This window comes from Ferrimonas marina (assembly GCF_900129905.1).
Lineage (GTDB): Bacteria > Pseudomonadota > Gammaproteobacteria > Enterobacterales > Shewanellaceae > Ferrimonas > Ferrimonas marina.
Window position 1 is genome coordinate 1 of sequence record NZ_FQXG01000014.1, and the last position, 15,838, is coordinate 15,838.

The 15,838-nt window shown below is 61.6% G+C and carries 17 protein-coding genes; 5 read left to right on the forward strand and 12 right to left on the reverse strand.

The features are described 5' to 3' along the window. Window positions 1-59: 59 nt before the first annotated feature. The 3 genes from cgtA to rplU form a co-directional block, all read right to left on the reverse strand. Complete coding sequence (cgtA, locus tag BUC04_RS22545; RefSeq protein WP_073326171.1) at window positions 60-1,226, reverse strand: Obg family GTPase CgtA; 1,167 nt, start codon at window positions 1,224-1,226, stop codon at window positions 60-62. Window positions 1,227-1,317: 91 nt separating this feature from the next. Then, window positions 1,318-1,575 (reverse strand): 50S ribosomal protein L27, encoded by a 258-nt coding sequence (gene rpmA, locus BUC04_RS22550; RefSeq protein ID WP_067665421.1) that lies wholly within the window; start codon window positions 1,573-1,575, stop codon window positions 1,318-1,320. 17 nt (window positions 1,576-1,592) lie between these two features. Further along, window positions 1,593-1,904, reverse strand: coding sequence for a 50S ribosomal protein L21 (gene rplU / locus BUC04_RS22555; protein ID WP_067665424.1), 312 nt, complete (start codon window positions 1,902-1,904; stop codon window positions 1,593-1,595). Window positions 1,905-2,173: 269 nt separating this feature from the next. On the opposite strand from rplU, the gene ispB reads away from it, so the two are divergent. Beyond that, complete coding sequence (gene ispB, locus BUC04_RS22560) at window positions 2,174-3,142, forward strand: octaprenyl diphosphate synthase (protein WP_067665427.1); 969 nt, start codon at window positions 2,174-2,176, stop codon at window positions 3,140-3,142. A gap of 60 nt (window positions 3,143-3,202) precedes the next feature. Here the strand turns inward: ispB and mdh are convergent, their stop codons facing one another. After that, the gene (gene mdh / locus BUC04_RS22565; RefSeq protein WP_067665430.1) at window positions 3,203-4,141 is read right to left on the reverse strand and encodes a malate dehydrogenase; all 939 of its coding nucleotides are present in this window, start codon (window positions 4,139-4,141) and stop codon (window positions 3,203-3,205) included. 249 nt (window positions 4,142-4,390) lie between these two features. Here mdh and argR point away from each other — a divergent pair, with 249 nt between their 5' ends. Further along, window positions 4,391-4,861 (forward strand): transcriptional regulator ArgR, encoded by a 471-nt coding sequence (gene argR, locus BUC04_RS22570; RefSeq protein ID WP_067665433.1) that lies wholly within the window; start codon window positions 4,391-4,393, stop codon window positions 4,859-4,861. A 55-nt stretch (window positions 4,862-4,916) separates the two neighbouring features. On the opposite strand, the gene BUC04_RS22575 is transcribed toward argR, so the two are convergent. The 8 genes from BUC04_RS22575 to BUC04_RS22610 form a co-directional block, all read right to left on the reverse strand. After that, window positions 4,917-5,837, reverse strand: a complete 921-nt coding sequence (locus tag BUC04_RS22575; RefSeq protein ID WP_067665436.1) for a Dyp-type peroxidase — start codon at window positions 5,835-5,837, stop codon at window positions 4,917-4,919. A 125-nt stretch (window positions 5,838-5,962) separates the two neighbouring features. Beyond that, window positions 5,963-7,003 carry an ABC transporter ATP-binding protein gene (locus tag BUC04_RS22580; RefSeq protein ID WP_067665439.1) on the reverse strand — a complete coding sequence of 347 codons (1,041 nt, stop codon included), beginning with the start codon at window positions 7,001-7,003 and terminating at the stop codon, window positions 5,963-5,965. Then, window positions 7,000-8,631, reverse strand: coding sequence for an ABC transporter permease (locus tag BUC04_RS22585; protein ID WP_067665442.1), 1,632 nt, complete (start codon window positions 8,629-8,631; stop codon window positions 7,000-7,002). The genes BUC04_RS22580 and BUC04_RS22585 overlap by 4 nt, the downstream gene beginning before the upstream one ends. Beyond that, window positions 8,628-9,626 (reverse strand): Fe(3+) ABC transporter substrate-binding protein, encoded by a 999-nt coding sequence (locus BUC04_RS22590; protein WP_067665445.1) that lies wholly within the window; start codon window positions 9,624-9,626, stop codon window positions 8,628-8,630. Before BUC04_RS22590 ends, BUC04_RS22585 begins: the two co-directional genes overlap by 4 nt. A gap of 139 nt (window positions 9,627-9,765) precedes the next feature. Then, entirely contained in the window at window positions 9,766-11,019 is a 1,254-nt protein-coding gene (locus BUC04_RS22595; RefSeq protein ID WP_067665448.1) for an ammonium transporter, read from the reverse strand. A 10-nt stretch (window positions 11,020-11,029) separates the two neighbouring features. After that, on the reverse strand, window positions 11,030-11,368 hold the full coding sequence (locus BUC04_RS22600) for a P-II family nitrogen regulator (RefSeq protein ID WP_067665451.1): 339 nt from the start codon (window positions 11,366-11,368) through the stop codon (window positions 11,030-11,032). Between the two features lie 320 nt (window positions 11,369-11,688). After that, entirely contained in the window at window positions 11,689-13,077 is a 1,389-nt protein-coding gene (gene nrfA / locus BUC04_RS22605) for an ammonia-forming cytochrome c nitrite reductase (protein ID WP_067665454.1), read from the reverse strand. Between the two features lie 147 nt (window positions 13,078-13,224). Continuing rightward, window positions 13,225-13,590, reverse strand: a complete 366-nt coding sequence (locus BUC04_RS22610) for a YacL family protein (RefSeq protein ID WP_067665456.1) — start codon at window positions 13,588-13,590, stop codon at window positions 13,225-13,227. A gap of 159 nt (window positions 13,591-13,749) precedes the next feature. Between BUC04_RS22610 and BUC04_RS22615 the strand changes: the two genes are divergently transcribed. From BUC04_RS22615 to BUC04_RS22625, 3 genes are read left to right on the forward strand one after another with little or no spacing between them, the layout of a single operon-like run. After that, a complete protein-coding gene (locus tag BUC04_RS22615) occupies window positions 13,750-13,962 on the forward strand; it encodes a SlyX family protein (RefSeq protein WP_067665458.1) in 213 nt (70 codons plus the stop codon). Window positions 13,963-13,976: 14 nt separating this feature from the next. Further along, a complete protein-coding gene (gene def, locus BUC04_RS22620; protein ID WP_143165848.1) occupies window positions 13,977-14,498 on the forward strand; it encodes a peptide deformylase in 522 nt (173 codons plus the stop codon). Further along, window positions 14,483-15,826 carry a COG3014 family protein gene (locus BUC04_RS22625; protein ID WP_067665461.1) on the forward strand — a complete coding sequence of 448 codons (1,344 nt, stop codon included), beginning with the start codon at window positions 14,483-14,485 and terminating at the stop codon, window positions 15,824-15,826. Before def ends, BUC04_RS22625 begins: the two co-directional genes overlap by 16 nt. Window positions 15,827-15,838: the final 12 nt, after the last annotated feature.

A 15,838-nucleotide genomic window follows, 5' to 3' on the forward strand; every position in this document is an offset into this window, starting at 1 on the left:
CTCCGCCCATGAACCTACATGGACGGAGCTTAACAATGTTTTTCACACTTTTAAATACGTTACGGTTTGTACTCTACTTGAACATCGTAGGAGTCGTCATCCCAGTCGTCATCCCAGTCGTCGTCCTCTTCCACCGCGTTCTCCATCTGCTGGGCGTGGTAGTGCTCCCACTTGAAGGCGACGGTGTCCTCCTCCTTCTCCTCGACGATCTCCTGCGGCAGTTCGTCGAGCAGCGCCTGGATGCGATGGGTCAGCGCCTCGGTACCCTGCTTGGTGATGGCGGCGATGGTATGTACCTCACCCCCGTCGTACTGCAGCGCCTCGCTGATGGCGGCGATGAGCGCCTCACGCTCCTCCTCCGGCACCAGGTCGAGCTTGTTCAGCACCAGCAGGCGGGGCTTGTCGTACAGCTTCGGCGAGTACGCCTGTAGCTCATCGAGGATGGCGTGGGCGCCCTCGATGGGGTCGCTACCGTCAAACGGTGCCATGTCGACAATGTGCAGCAGCACCCGACAGCGCTCCAGGTGCTTGAGGAAGCGGATCCCCAGGCCAGCACCGTCAGACGCGCCCTCGATCAGACCGGGGATGTCGGCAATCACGAAGCTGCTGGAGGAGCCAGTCCGCACCACACCCAGGTTCGGCACCAGGGTGGTGAAGGGGTAATCCGCCACCTTGGGCTTGGCCGCTGAGACGGAGCGGATGAAGGTGGACTTACCGGCGTTGGGCAGACCCAGCAGGCCGACGTCGGCCAGCAGCATCAGCTCAAGGCGTACCTCACGGTGCTCGCCCTTGGTGCCCAGGGTCTTCTGCCGCGGGGCACGGTTGACCGAGCTTTTGAAGCGGGCGTTGCCCAGGCCGTGGAAGCCGCCTTTGGCCACCATCAGCTTCTGGCCATGCTTGGTCAGATCACCGATCACCTCATCGGTATCGGCGTCCACCGCACGGGTGCCCACAGGTACCTTAAGCACCTTGTCTTCGCCGCGCTTACCGGTACAGTCCCGGCTGCGACCGTTCTCACCGCGCTGAGCCCGGTGACAGCGCTCAAAGCGGTAGTCCACCAGGGTGTTGAGGTTCTCGTCGGCCAGCAGGAAAACGTCACCGCCGTCGCCACCGTCACCGCCGTCCGGCCCCCCCTTGGGGATGTACTTCTCGCGCCGGAAGCTGACCACGCCGCCGCCGCCGTCTCCGGCCTCGGCGCGGATGGTCACTTCATCTACAAACTTCATCTTTGCACCCCTGCTGCAAGTCGCAGTAAGTATATCTGCTATACGCAAAAAGCCCCGCGTTGGCGGGGCTTTTTCATCCGGTCAGTTCGGATTACTCAGCAACAATGCTCACGTATTTGCGATTGTTCTTGCCTTTCACTTCGAACTGAACCTTGCCGTCTTTGGTGGCGAACAGGGTGTGGTCTTTGCCACAACCTACGTTGTCACCGGCGTGGAACTTGGTACCACGTTGACGAACGATGATGTTACCTGCCAGTACGGACTCACCGCCGAAGCGCTTTACACCCAGGCGTTTGCTTTCAGAATCACGGCCGTTACGAGTAGAACCGCCAGCTTTTTTGTGTGCCATGTCTCAGTACTCCTCGATTAGGCGTTGATGCCAGTGATCTTAACTTCAGTGAACCACTGACGGTGGCCCATCTGCTTACGGCTGTGCTTACGGCGACGGAACTTAACGATCTTAACCTTGTCCGCGCGACCGTGGGAAACCACTTCCGCTACCACTTTGCCACCTTCAACCAGAGGGGCACCAACTTTGATGTCTTCGCCGTTGGCAACCAGCAGAACCTGGTCGAATTCAACGGTGGCGCCGGTTTCTACTTCCAGCTTCTCCAGACGCAGGGTTTGGCCTTCAGCAACACGATGTTGCTTACCGCCACTTTGGAAAACCGCGTACATAATAACTCCGCTACTTCACACGCTGGACCGCCTACGTCTTAGAGGGGTCAGGGTGTGGCTAAAACTGTTTGACAATGGGCGCGCATTCTACGGCATGGACAGTAAACAGGCAAGGGCGAGTTGGAAAAAGATCGCAAAAAGGATCGCCAACCGGAAGCCCAGATTCCGATTTGTCTGGTTCAACAACGCATTTTGGGTAGAATGGCAAGCCGCAAAGCAATAATCATAGTAGGCTTATGCAGCAGTAAGCCAGACTCCGGAAGCCCATAATGGACCTGAACGCCATCCGCGCCTTGACCGACCAAGACATGCAGTCGGTCAATCAAATGATTTTCGATCAGCTGCACTCCGATGTAGCCCTGATCAACCAGCTCTCATTCTACATCATCAATGGCGGCGGCAAACGTCTGCGTCCCCTGCTGGCTGTTTTGGCCGCACGGGCGGTGGAGTACCAGGGCGACAAACACGTCAAGCTGGCGGCGATCATCGAATTTATCCACACCGCCACCCTGCTGCACGACGACGTAGTGGACGAGTCCACCATGCGCCGAGGCCGGGAGACCGCCAACGCCCTGTTCGGCAACCAGGCCAGCGTGCTGGTGGGTGACTTCCTCTACACCCGTTCGTTCCAGATGATGACCGAGCTGAAGAGCCTGACCGTGCTGGAAGACCTGGCGGACGCCACCAACGTACTGGCGGAAGGCGAGGTGCTGCAGCTGATGAACTGCAACGATGCAGACACCAGCGAAGAGAGCTACATGCAGGTGATCTACTGCAAGACCGCCCGCCTGTTCGAAGCCGCCACCCACCTGGCCGCGGTGTTGGCAGACAAGCCCGCCGAGGTGTGCCAGGCGATGTCCGACTACGGCCGCTTCCTGGGCACCGCCTTCCAGCTGGTAGACGACGTGCTGGACTACACCGCCGATGCCGAGGAGCTGGGTAAGAACCTGGGTGACGACCTGGCCGAAGGCAAACCGACCCTGCCGCTGATCCACGCCATGGCCAACGCCGCCGAGGACGAGGCCCAGCGCATCCGCAGCGCCATCGAGAACGGCGGCTGCGAAGAGGTGGACGAGGTGGTGGCAACCCTGGAGCGTACCGGCTCGCTGGAGTACACCATGAACAAGGCGATCGAGGAGTCCAACAAGGCGATTGCCGCACTGGACGTACTGCCAGACAGCGAACACAAGACCGCGCTGATCAGCCTGGCCCGCATCGCCGTCGACCGTCGCAGCTAAGCGCCACTCGACCGACACAAAAAAAGCGCCCCGTAGGGCGCTTTTTTCGTTTATCCGGCCTTAGCCATTCACAAAGGCTTCGCCCTTGCTGATATCGCCGCTGAGGGTCTCCAGCATGCCATCCAGGGCACCCTTCTCGTACTCGCTCAGGCTGCCGTAGGGCAGGATCTGCTCAACGCCCTGCTTACCCAGTTTTACCGGCTGGGCAAAGAAGCGGGTGTGCTCACCGGCACCTTCGACGTAGGCGCACTCGATCACGTCCTGCTCACCCTGAAGGCCACGGACCACGGACAGACCGAAGCGGCAGGCCGCCTGGGCCATGGACAGGGTGGCGCTACCGGCACCGGCCTTGGCTTCCACCACCTCGGTACCGGCGTTCTGGATGCGATGGGTCAGGGAGGCGATCTCATCTTCGCTGAAGCTGACGCCCTCAACCTGGGACAGCAGCGGCAGGATGGTAACGCCACTGTGGCCACCGATAACGTTGATCTTCACCTGCGCCGGATCCAGGCCCTTGGCTTCGGCAATGAAGGTCTCGGAGCGGATCACGTCCAGGGTGGTCACCCCGAACAGCTTGTTCTTGTCGTAGACGCCAGCGGCCTTCAACACCTCGGCGGCGATGGCCACGGTGGTGTTCACCGGGTTGGTGATCACACCGATGCAGGCGGTGGGGGCCACTTCGGCAACCTTGCCCACCAGGTTACGGATGATGCCGGCGTTGACGTTGAACAGGTCAGCACGGTCCATGCCCGGCTTACGGGCCACACCGGCGGAGATCAGCACCAGGTCGGCACCTTCCAGGGCCGGGGTCGGATCCTCACCGGCAAAACCGGTGGCTTCAACCGCGGTGGGGATATGGCTGATGTCGGCGGCAACGCCCGGAGTGACCGGCGCGATGTCGTACAGCGCCAGCTTGCTGCCCGCCGGCAGATTCAGTTTCAACAACAGGGCCAATGCCTGACCAATACCACCTGCGGCACCTAGAACAGCTACTTTCATGCTTAATCTCCAACTTTCCCTGATCAGTGCGACCGGAGTCACACTCCCGAATTTTGCGCCCACCATACCCAATGCAGACGGGGGACGCAATGATCTCAGACGGAAGTATGAGAGGCAGCGGATCAGGGGGCCGGTGGCACTCCAACTTGACACAAGCGATGAATTTTTATGCTCGGTATTTGACTCAGGCTTGCTTCCTAGTCAGCAATTATGCAGAGTTGGGGCATCATTTGCCGTTAAGACACCAGTATGAGAACAACCAACCAGCAAGAGGAATTGGTCCGCGTCTTCAAATCCCTGCTCAAGGAGGAGCGATTCGGCTCCCAGGGGGAGATCGTGGCCGCCCTGCAGGCCGCGGGCTTTGCCAACATCAACCAGTCCAAGGTCTCACGCATGCTGAGCAAGTTTGGCGCGGTACGCACCCGCAATGCCAAACAGGAGATGGTGTACTGCCTGCCGGCGGAGCTGGGGGTGCCCACCGCCAACGCCCAACTGCGCAACCTGGTGTTGGATGTGGATCATAACGGCACCATGATCGTGGTGCGCGCCAGCCCCGGTGCGGCCCAGCTGATCGCCCGCCTGCTCGACTCCATGGGCAAAGCAGAGGGGATCCTCGGCACCATCGCCGGTGACGACACCATCTTCATCGCCCCGTCAGACATTGAGCGTCTGCCGGACACCCTGGCGATGGTCAAAGAGCTGTTCAACTACATCGATTGAGCCTGCCCTCGATCAAAAAAGCCCGGCCAATGGCCGGGCTTTTTGTTGCGCAGACTTACAGCCCGGCGGAACGCTCGAGGAAATCGAGGGAGGGCGCAAAATAGGCCGCCCCGGTTACCGCCTGGGTGTACTTGAGCAGGTGATCGAAGTGACCGTGCTCGCCCACCACCATCGACTTGAGCTGGGCGGTGAAGTGGCCCGGTGTCTTGCAGCAGGAGATAAAGAACAGCCCCTGCTCCTGCATGTTGCCATAAGGCATGCTCTGACGCAGGATCTCCATCGAGCGCCCATCCGGGTGCTTCAGGTTGGTGCGCTTGATGTGAGCGAACATCGGCTTGGCTTCGCTGGGGTACTCAACGTTGTCCATCTTGGAGCGACCGATTGTGTCTTCCTGGGTCTTGAGGGACTGCTGCTCCCACATCGCCATGTTGTGGACGTAGCGCTGGGTGTGGATGTAGCTGCCACCGGCAAAGGCCGGATCTTCGCTGCCCACCAGGGCCACCTCGCGACGTCCCGGTCCTACCGGGTTCTCGGTACCGTCGACAAAGCCGGTCAAGTCGCGGTTGTCCAGGTAGCGGAAACCACGCACCTCTTCCACCAGCTCCGCCAAGCCGGTCAGGCGGCGGCATACCTCGGTGGCAGCCACGTGGTTAACGTCCAGCCGGTCACTGCGGATGTGAACAAACAGGTCCACCGGCTGGCTAGGCGCCAGACGGTCTTCGGCCTCAAACTGCGGGAAGGGCGCCAGCTCCGCCGGGCGTGCCTCGCTGTAGAGGCTGTCCCAGTAGTTGGCACCGACGGCGATAAAGCCGTTGAAGGCGCAATCGGCGTTGCGATCGGCGCTGGCCTGCAGCCAGGCAGCGATCCCGGCGATCACCCGAGGCAGACCCACCTCGGCGCCCTCGCTGGCGTTAAACATCAGGTACAGCCCATGCAGATTCCCTTCCGCACAAATTCCGCCCTGTTCCCTAGGCATCGGATTTTCCTTAACTTTATTTTCTTCAGCCATGATTGTGGCCCATCTGGTTCAGGTAAGCTAGCAGTGTGCTCAGAGCCCTGTATCGTGACAAGGCTGGTAAGCAAAATTCTTGATCTCGGTGGCTAGAATAGCACCAAGGCATGGGGCATGGCGGCCACCGCCACCCGCTGGCCCAGCTCCAGCCCGATGTGACCGGAGCGGACCGCCAGGGCAACCGGGCCCACCTCCACCTGGTAATCACAGTAGGTGCCGGCAAAGGTGCGCGCCACCACTACGCCGCTGCCCTCGTTGTCGGGCTCCAGCGCCAGCTGCTGCGGCCGCAGCAGCAAGGTACCCTGGTGCTGGGGTGGGTAGCCCAGCGGGCTGGCACTTTGGATCGCCCCCAGCGGGGTGTGTACCTCGTGGGCTGTGGCCACGGTGGCGTCCAGGTAGTTACCGCCGCCGAGGAAGTCGGCGACAAAGCGGCTGCTGGGCTGGTAGTAAAGCTGCTCCGCCGGGCCGGACTGCGCCACCCGCCCCTCGTGCAGGATCGCCAGGCGATCGGCGAAGGCAAACGCCTCCTCCTTGGAGTGGGTCACGAAGATCGCGCTGACCCCCTGGGAGCGCAGGATCTGGCGGATCTCCGCCATCAGCTCGCCGCGCACCTGACTGTCGATGTTGGAGAAGGGTTCATCCAGCAACAGCAGACGGGGCTGATACGCCAGCGCCCGGGCGATGGCCACCCGCTGCTGCTGGCCGCCGGAGAGCTGGTGGATGTAGCGATCCCCCAGGTCATCCAGCTTCACCAGGGCGATCATCTCCGCCACCCGTGCCTGCACCTCCGCCTTGGTGCGACCTTTGAGACCAAAGGCGATGTTCTCGGCCACTGTCAGGTGGGGGAACAGGGCGTAGTCCTGGAAGATCACACCGACACCGCGGTGCTCGGTGGGGACGAGATTGTCCGGGGTGGAGAGGGACTGCCCCTCCAGCTCGATGTCGCCCTGATGGATCGGCAGCAAGCCGGCAATGGCGCGCAGCAGGGTGGTCTTGCCACAGCCGCTGGGGCCGAGCAGGGCCAGGATCTCGTTCTCCGCCAGGGCCAGATCCAGGCCATCCAGGATGGTCTTACCCTGATACTGACAACTCAGGTCCTGGATGCGTAGTTTTGACGTCGCGGTACTCAATGGGCGTGCTCCAAACTGCGGTTCAGGAAGATCACCGGAACCAAGCCGACCAGAACGATCACCAGGGCCGGCAGGGCGCCCAGTTCCAGCATCTCATCGGAAACAAACTGATAGACATAGGTGGCCAGGGTCTCGAAGCCGATGGGCTTGAGCAACAGGGCCGCAGGCAGCTCCTTCATCGCCTCGATAAAGACGATCAGGCCCGCCGCCAGCATCCCCCGCCGCACCAGCGGCAGGTGTACCCGGCGCAGGATCCCGGCGGGGCCCTGGCCCATGGTCGCGGCGGCCATATCCAGCGAGGGGCTGATCCGCTTAAAGCTGTTCTCCACCGCCCCCAGGGCCACCGCCAGAAAGCGTACGGTGTAGCCAAACACCAGCGCCAGGATGGAGCCGGACAGCACCAGTCCCGGCAGCGGCTGGCCCAGCCACTCGAACAGGTCATTGATGGCAAAGTCCGCCGCAATCAGCGGGATCATCACGCCGATGGCCAATACGGTACCCGGCAGTGCATAGCCAAAGCCGGCGATCTGCCCCGGCAGCCGATCCCAGCGGCGAGGGCTGATCCGGGCCAGGTACTGCAGCCCCAGGGCGATCAGCACGGTGATCAGCGCCACCGCAGCAGAGACGCCCAGGCTGTTAAGGCTGTACTGACCAAACTGGCGCAGCGCCGACGGATCGTAGTAGTGCCAGGCGTAGTCCATCAGCACCCAGGCCGGCAGCAGGAAGGAGAAGAACAGCAGGGTGGCGCAGAAACCAAAGGCGCCCCAGGCACGCCAACCGGTCAGCTGGTAGCCATAGTCCTCGCTCTTACCCTCGGCCTTTTGAAACCGCTCCTGACGGGACCGGGCGAAGCGCTCGGCAAACATCAGCACCGCGATCACCAGCAGCATCAGGGTGGAGAGCCGGGCCGCACTGGCCATGCTGCCAAAGCCCAGCCAGGTGTCGTACACCGCGGTGGTCAGGGTGTTGACGGCGAAATAGTGCACCGTAGCGAAATCCGCCAGGGTCTCCATCGCCACCAGCGACAGGCCCACGGCGATGGCCGGGCGGGCCAGCGGCAGCGAGAGGCGGAAGAAGCTTTGACGCGGGCTGCAGCCCAGGGTACGACTGGCCTGGATCAGGTTGCTGGCCTGCTCCAAAAAGGCGGTCCGGGCCAGCATAAAGACGTAGGGAAACAGCACCAGCGCCAGCATGATGGCGGCACCACCGAGAGAGCGCACCGCCGGGAAATAGTAGTCCTGGGGCGATTGCCAGCCCATCAGGCTGCGCAGGGTTGACTGCACCGGGCCGGCATAATCGAACATGTCGGTGTAGACGTAGGCCACGATGTAGGCCGGCATCGCCAGCGGCAGCAACATCGCCCACTGGAATACCCGTTGGCCGGGGAAGCGGCACATCGCCACCAGCCAGGCGGCGGGCAGGCCCAGCAGCAGCGAGCCCAGCGCTACCAGGGCGATCAACAGGATGGTATTAACGACGTAGTCGGTGAGGACAGTTTGTTTCAGATGGTCAAAGACCGCCTGATCCGGGTCCATGGATTGGACCACCAGGGCCGCCAGAGGCAACAGTAGGAGGGCGACCGTGAGGTACCCGCCTACACTCCAGCGGCGCGACAGCGTTTGTATCAAAGATCGAACCTTACTTCATCGAGGAGTTTCATCGCGGTGGCATGGTAAACCGCCAACTCCTGAACCGGCAAGGTATCGGCCTTAAACTCGCCCCAACTGGCCACCATCTCGGACGGCGCTACCTCGGGGTGTACCGGGTATTCCGAGTTGAGCTGAGCGTAAACGCCCTGGGCCTGCTTACCGGAGAGGAACTCCATCAGCGCCTTGCCACCTTCAACGTTCTTGGCGTGCTTGGCCATCACCGCACCGGAGACATTCACATGGGTGCCGCGATCCGCCTGGTTGGGGAAGTTGATCACCACCTTCTCGGCGTAGGGCGCCTGCTTGGGATCCTCCAGCATCTTGCCGAAGTAGTAGCTGTTGCCGATGGCGTAATCACACACCCCTTCCGCCACCGCGGTGATCTGGGCACGGTCGTTGCCCTGCGGCTTACGCGCCAGGTTGGCTTTGACCCCTTCCAGCCAGGTCTTGGCATCCGCCTCACCGTGATGGGCGATCATCGAGGCGATCAGCGCCACGTTGTAGGCGTTTTTACCGGAGCGCATGCAGATCTTGCCCTTGAACGCGGGGGTGGCCAGGTCTTCGTAGCTCACGTCCACCGGGCCAACACGGTCCTTGGCGCTATAGACGTTACGGGTGCGCAGGGTCAGGGCAAACCACTGGTTGTCCGGTGCCCGGTACTGGCTGGGGATGTTCTGGCTCAGCACCTCACTCTCAACCGGCTGGGTCAGGCCCATCTCCACCAGAGTCGCCAGGCGGGAGATGTCGGTGGTCAGCACCACGTCCGCCGGGGACAGGCGGCCCTCACGGTTCAGTCGCTCTTCCAGGCCGGTCTGGGCAAACACCACCTGGGTCTTGATCCCGGTCTGCTCGGTGAACATCTCCAGCATCGGCTCCACCAGGAACGGCTGGCGATAGGAGTAAACAGTGACAGTCTGGGCGGCGGCCACGGTGCTGGTCAGGGCAAACAGGGCGGCGGTCAAGGTGCGTAACATAACGTCTCCATGAGTACGATAATGAGAACAATTCCGTTTAGCACTAAAGGGTACTCGCTTACGACCGGGCCCGCAACGAAGGGGATCACAAAAAAAGGCCCCAAAACTGGGGCCTTTTCATTGCGATTATGCAGAAGTGTTAACCGGCGCTTTTCACCGTGATGAACTCCGGGTAGGCGTCGACGCCACAGTCGGACGCGTCCATTCCCTGGTACTCCTCCTCCTCGCTGACGCGGATCCCCATGGTGTACTTCAGTACTGCCCAGGTAGCCAGGCTGGCACCAAACACCCAGGCGAAGATCACTGCCGCACCGGCCAGCTGACCCACCAGGGTGGCGTCGGCATTGGAGACCGGCACCAGCACCAGGCCCAGCAGACCACAAACACCGTGGACCGAGATGGCTCCCACCGGGTCATCGATCTTGACCTTGTCCATGGCAACGATGGAGAACACCACCAGGGTACCGCCAGCGACGCCGATCAGGGCAGCCAGGCCCAGGCTCGGAGAGAGCGGGTCGGCAGTGATCGCCACCAGGCCCGCCAGGGCGCCGTTGAGGATCATGGTCAGGTCCGCTTTGCCCCAGGTCAGCTTGCAGACCAGCAGTGCAGCGATGGCGCCAAAGGCCGCGGCAGAGTTGGTGTTAACGAAGATCTTGGCGACCGCCGAGGCGTTTTCCGCATCGGAGACCAGCAGCTGGGAGCCGCCGTTGAAGCCGAACCAGCCCAACCACAGGATAAAGGTACCCAGGGTTGCCAGCGGCATGTTGGAACCCGGGATCGGGTTCACGCTGCCGTCGGCGTTGTATTTGCCCTTACGGGCACCGAGTAAGAGCACCCCGGCGATTGCCGCAGCGGCACCAGCCATATGAACGATGCCAGAGCCGGCAAAGTCCACAAATCCGAGTTTTTCAGAGACAAAGCCACCCCCCCAGGTCCAATATCCCTCAACCGGATAGATAAAGCCGGTAAGCACTACAGCAAACGCCAGAAATGCCCAAAGCTTCATGCGCTCAGCAACCGCACCGGAGACGATGGACATCGCGGTGGCGACAAACACCACCTGGAAGAAGAAGTCCGACTCCAGGGCATGATCCGCCCCGTCCGCCTGGGTACCGATGAAGCTGCCGAAGCTCGGCAGCCAGCTGCCTTCCAGGTTATCCACGTACATGATGTGGTAACCGACCAGCAGGTACATGGCACAGGCGATGGCGTACAAGCACATGTTTTTGGTCAGGATCTCAGTGGTGTTCTTGGAGCGGACCAGGCCCGCTTCCAGCATGGCGAAGCCCGCCGCCATCCACATCACCAGGGCACCTGAGATCAGAAAATAAAAGGTATCGAGGGCAAAGCGCAGTTCGGTGACCGTGACGCCCAGTTTGCTTAGCTCTTCCATTGTTCTCCCCTTAAATCGCTTCAGCGTCCATTTCACCGGTACGGATCCGCACTACACGGTCCAGATCGGTCACAAAGATCTTGCCGTCACCGATCTTGCCAGTACCGGCGGCTTCGGTGATCACCTCGATCAACCGCTCTACCTTGTCGCTCTGGGTGGCAATCTCCAGCTTGACCTTCGGCAGAAAGTCCACCTGGTACTCCGCCCCGCGATAGAGCTCGGTGTGACCCTTCTGACGGCCGAAACCCTTCACCTCAGTGACGGTGAGTCCCTCCACCCCCAGTTCCGCTACCGCCTCGCGGACATCGTCCAGCTTGAACGGCTTGATAATCGCGCTAACCAGTTTCATCCCCTTCTCCTTAATCCGTGCGCTCGCTGTTGGCTTAGCTATATCAAGGGGTGTGCCAACAAATAAAGATGTTTAAATACATGCACTTAATCACAACCCTCAAGGTTCACCCTGGAAAAGTGCACCAATCTGAACCTGCCCTTGGCAGGGGTGCACCAAAGTGGTGCGACAGATTACAAAGAGTCATCAAACCCCTTACCCACGAGCAACCTGGCGGATCAACACCGACGCGAACGCCGCGGCCAAGGCGGTGCAAGAGCCGTGGATGGCAACAAAAAACGGCACCCCGAAGGGTGCCGTTTTGATGAGCGCGGTGTGGCTTACTGACCGTCACCACCGTACTTGGCGTTGTACTCCTCGTCCCACTTGGGTGCCAGGTTCTCCAGGAAGGTGGCTTTCTCTTTCTCCATCCCCTCCATGTCCATCCCCAGCGCCAGCTGAGCAGCGGCCTTGGTGGACAGGTCCGGCAGCTCTACCGCGGCAGTTTGACCATGGGTGGCCAATACGCGGGCCAGGGCACTACGGGCATCGGCGCTACGCTCCAGTGAGGAGGCCAGCAGGCGCAGGGCCTCGGACGGGTTGTGGGCGTGGATCCCGTGGGACGCGATGGCCATATCCCAGCGCCACTGAGCGTGACGGATGGCGGTCAGCGCTTCTTGCATCTCGCCCTCGGTGGCGCCTGCATCCCAGGCGGCCTTGGCCTCGAAGTGGGCGTGCACCAGTTGCTTTTCAGCCTTGAGCTTGGCTTCGTTCACCATCTCTTTGTAGCCGGCGACCACCGCTTCCAGGTCATCCTTGCTCTGCTCGTGGCAGCGGCCACAGGTGAACTCGAACTGGTCGAACGGGTTACCGACGTTGTGGTCGGTAAAGCGTTTGCCGTCTTTCTCCACCCGCGGCATATGACAGTCGGTACAGGAGACATTGTTGCGACCGTGGGTGCCGGTGATGGTGGTTTCAAAGCCCGGGTGCTGGGCCTTGAGCATCTTGGCCTTGGACAGGGCGTGGGTCCAGTCAGCAAACTGGATATTGTCGTAGTACTGCTCCATGTCTTCGGTCTGGGTACCCAGATCCCAGGGGAACTTCACGAAGGTCTCACCAGGAGTGAAGTAGTACTCCACGTGACACTGGGCACACACCATGGACTGCTTCTGCGACTTGGTGGCTTCATCCCACTTCCAGCCGATGGTGTCCATTGCCCGCTGGGCAAAAGGCACGGACAGGCGCAGACGGGTGTTGTTATCGTGGCAGTTGCCGCAGCCGATCTCATTGGTGATCTCATTACCGCCGCGAGCCCACTTGCCGGTGAAGTAGGCCTTTTCGCCATTGGTCTCGATGTAGCGCGGCACGTCCGGGGACTTACAGGACCAGCACGCCATCGGCATCGGGCCGTCGTCCGGGCCGGTCGGCCCACCGGTACGCAGGGTATTGCGCAGATCAACGATGGAGTAATGGTGACCGCGCGCCTTGTTGTAATCCTTGGCAAAGCCATAGCCTGCCCACAGGATCACCAGGTTCGGATCCCCTTCCAGCGCATCGACGATCTCTTCGCTTTCCTTGGTCGCATCCCAGCTGTGGTACTGGCGCTTAAAGCGCTCAAACTTGCTGTTGTCCGCCTCGGTCACAGCGCCGGCCGCCAGTGCCGACACCCCCATTCCCATTGCTATAAGGCCGGCTACCATGGCCTGGCCCCACCGTGCTTTGCTCACCATGAAGGTTCTCCCTGTCGCATTGCTCACTCGGGTGTGAATATGACTTAAAACTTAGTCTACGGTGGCAGGGCGCGCCCCGGTAGAGCGGCGCCAAGTTAACCACTTTTTAATTGATCGTGATCAACTTGTAACAATGGTGAAGGGGTGTCAATGGCCCTGAAGGAACAAAAGCCATTGTTTTAAAAGGTTTTCAAAGTCATCCAGCCCACAGCTGGCCATCGCCTCGGCATCGTACAGGGCAAACTCCAGTTCCTCCGCGGCGGCCCGGTCATGCTCCAGGTGATGGTCCTCCACCAGCGCCTCGTCGGACTCCAGCAACAGGGTCTGCTCACTGCCCTGCAGCTGGTAACGGGGCTGCTGGCCCTGCTGAACCTGGCTGAGCCCACTGAGCACCAGCTGGATGGTGGCCGGCTGCTGTAACTCTTCGGTCAGGAAGCGCCCCAGCGCTTCGTGGCCCATGGAAAGCTGCGCCGAGGGGCTCCCTTGGATATCCCGTCGAAACTCAAACTCCATAACGCGCTCACTCTCCGGATTGTCAATCTGTTGCACAGTGTAACCCAGCGACAAAGGGGCGAAACGCTGACGCGAACCGATAGCCTGTATTCTCCCCGATTTGATAAACTTGCGAAGATTGATGGCCAGTTCGCGCCATCGAAGTAACGTAGGTAGTGCATGAACGCAGAACAGGAACGGCTGATCGATCTGGAAACCAAGGTGGCCTACCAGGACGCCACCATCGAGCAGCTCAACGAGATGGTGACCCAACTGGGTCACCAGGTGGCCAAGCAAGCTGAGCAGATCCGTCTGCTGGCGGAGCGCGTCAAGGCGATGCCCCAGGCACAGGTCGCCGACAGCAGCGAAGAGTCCCCGCCGCCCCACTACTGAAAAGGACGCCCGACATGGTTATGCCGATCGCGCAACTGGGGGAAACGGTGCTTCGCCAGCATGCCGACCCCGTCACCGAGTTTGACCCGGCCCTGGCCCAGTTGCTCCAGCAGATGCAAGCCACCATGGAGCAAGCCGGTGGGGTGGGCATCGCCGCCCCCCAGGTGGGGGTGGGTCGCCAGGCACTGATCATCGCCTCCAAGCCCAATGCCCGCTACCCGGACGCCCCACTGATGGCGCCGATGGCGTTGATCAATCCCCAGATCGAAGCCACCGGTGGCGACGAGGTGGGGGCCTGGGAGGGCTGCCTGTCGGTACCGGGCCTGCGCGGCTTCGTCCACCGTCCCGATGAGGTGCAGGTGCGCTATCAGGACATCGACGGCCAGTGGCAGCGAACCACCCTGACCGGCTTCCCCGCCCGCATCCTGCTGCACGAGTACGATCACCTGATCGGCAAAACCTTCCTCGATCGGGTCAGCAGCACCGAGGATCTGGTCGCCACCAGCGTGTGGGAGCGGCAATGGCAAAACGGCTGAGCCTGCTGCTGACCCTGCTGCTGCTGGGCGGTTGTGCCGGCAGCAGCCTGTTTCAGCCCTACCCCAATCGCATCGCCTCGGTACAAACCCAGCTGGCGAACGGCAACGGCGGCAAGGCGATCCAGCAGCTGGAGAGTGGTCTTAGCGGTGCCGACAGCCTGCTCTATGCCCAGGAGGCCGGCCGGGTTGCCGCCCTCAGCGGCGATCTGGACGCCAGCATCCGCTTCTACCAGATGGCGATGACCGATTACGACCAGTACGACTGGAAGGCGATCGTCTCGCTCACCGACATCAGCGCACAGGTGGGCGGTGCCACGGTATCCGACAACCTGATCCCCTACCATGGCCAGGCCTTTGAGCGGGTGATGCTGCACCAGCAGCAGTCCCTCAACTACCTGTGGCAGGGCCAGTACGAGGGCGCCATGGTCGAGGTCCGCCGGGCCGACCAGGCCCAGCAAAAGGCGCAGGAAGCCTACCGGGCCGCGCTCAAATCTCAGCGGGCGATCAGCAACGCCGCCATCGATGAGCAGCTGACTGAGCTCGACCGCCAGGCGGGCAACGCCCCGGACTCCTTCATCAATCCCTATGTGCTGTTCAGCAACGCCGTGCTGTACGAGGCCGGTGGCCAGGCCAACGACGCGCTGATTGACATCCGCAAGGCGCTGCAGCTGATCCCGGAGAACCGGTTGCTGCAACGGGAGCTGGTGCGCCTCTCCTGCCAGGTGGGGATCGACTGCGACGACCTGTCCAAGCGCTATGGCAAGGTCGAGCGTCCCGGCGCCGACCAGGCCCGCCTGGTGGTGCTGTACGAAACCGGCACCCTGCCCGCCAAGCAGAGCTTCTGGGTGCCCTTCAGCTGGGATGGGCTGTACCAGCAGATCGCCCTGCCCACTTACCGGGATAACCGGCCGGCCCCGGCCCCGCTGACCCTCAACATCGCCGACACCCGGGTGACCACCGAACCTTTAGCCAACCTGGACCAAATGGCCGCCCGCTCACTGCGGGAGCAATATCCCTTTATCCTGGTCAGACAGGGGATTAGACTAACGGCCAAACACAACACCAACCGCTGGGCCGAGCGCCAGGGGGGCGAACTGGGGGCCTTCTCCATGCAGGTGCTCAACGCCCTGACTGAACAGGCCGACCGACGCAGCTGGCTGACCCTGCCGCGCCAGGCCCAGGGCTGGGCGGGCTTTGTCCCCGCTGGCGAACACCAGCTGACCCTGGATGGTCAGGCCCACACCCTGGCTACCGCCCCCGGGCGCACCACCCTGGTGTGGATCGTACGCCAGGGGAGCAGTCGACAAATTCGAAGTACACTGATTTAAGGATCTGTAGAG

Coding starts and splice junctions, on each gene's coding strand:
- BUC04_RS22595 (WP_067665448.1), bottom strand. CDS start 11,019: ATGGAAGAGCTAAGCAAACTGGGCGTCACGGTCACCGAACTGCGCTTT.
- BUC04_RS22590 (WP_067665445.1), bottom strand. CDS start 9,626: ATGTTACGCACCTTGACCGCCGCCCTGTTTGCCCTGACCAGCACCGTG.
- BUC04_RS22575 (WP_067665436.1), bottom strand. CDS start 5,837: ATGCCTAGGGAACAGGGCGGAATTTGTGCGGAAGGGAATCTGCATGGG.
- cgtA (WP_073326171.1), bottom strand. CDS start 1,226: ATGAAGTTTGTAGATGAAGTGACCATCCGCGCCGAGGCCGGAGACGGC.
- rpmA (WP_067665421.1), bottom strand. CDS start 1,575: ATGGCACACAAAAAAGCTGGCGGTTCTACTCGTAACGGCCGTGATTCT.
- argR (WP_067665433.1), top strand. CDS start 4,391: ATGAGAACAACCAACCAGCAAGAGGAATTGGTCCGCGTCTTCAAATCC.
- ispB (WP_067665427.1), top strand. CDS start 2,174: ATGGACCTGAACGCCATCCGCGCCTTGACCGACCAAGACATGCAGTCG.
- nrfA (WP_067665454.1), bottom strand. CDS start 13,077: ATGGTGAGCAAAGCACGGTGGGGCCAGGCCATGGTAGCCGGCCTTATA.
- BUC04_RS22600 (WP_067665451.1), bottom strand. CDS start 11,368: ATGAAACTGGTTAGCGCGATTATCAAGCCGTTCAAGCTGGACGATGTC.
- def (WP_143165848.1), top strand. CDS start 13,977: ATGGTTATGCCGATCGCGCAACTGGGGGAAACGGTGCTTCGCCAGCAT.
- BUC04_RS22610 (WP_067665456.1), bottom strand. CDS start 13,590: ATGGAGTTTGAGTTTCGACGGGATATCCAAGGGAGCCCCTCGGCGCAG.
- BUC04_RS22625 (WP_067665461.1), top strand. CDS start 14,483: ATGGCAAAACGGCTGAGCCTGCTGCTGACCCTGCTGCTGCTGGGCGGT.
- mdh (WP_067665430.1), bottom strand. CDS start 4,141: ATGAAAGTAGCTGTTCTAGGTGCCGCAGGTGGTATTGGTCAGGCATTG.
- BUC04_RS22615 (WP_067665458.1), top strand. CDS start 13,750: ATGAACGCAGAACAGGAACGGCTGATCGATCTGGAAACCAAGGTGGCC.
- rplU (WP_067665424.1), bottom strand. CDS start 1,904: ATGTACGCGGTTTTCCAAAGTGGCGGTAAGCAACATCGTGTTGCTGAA.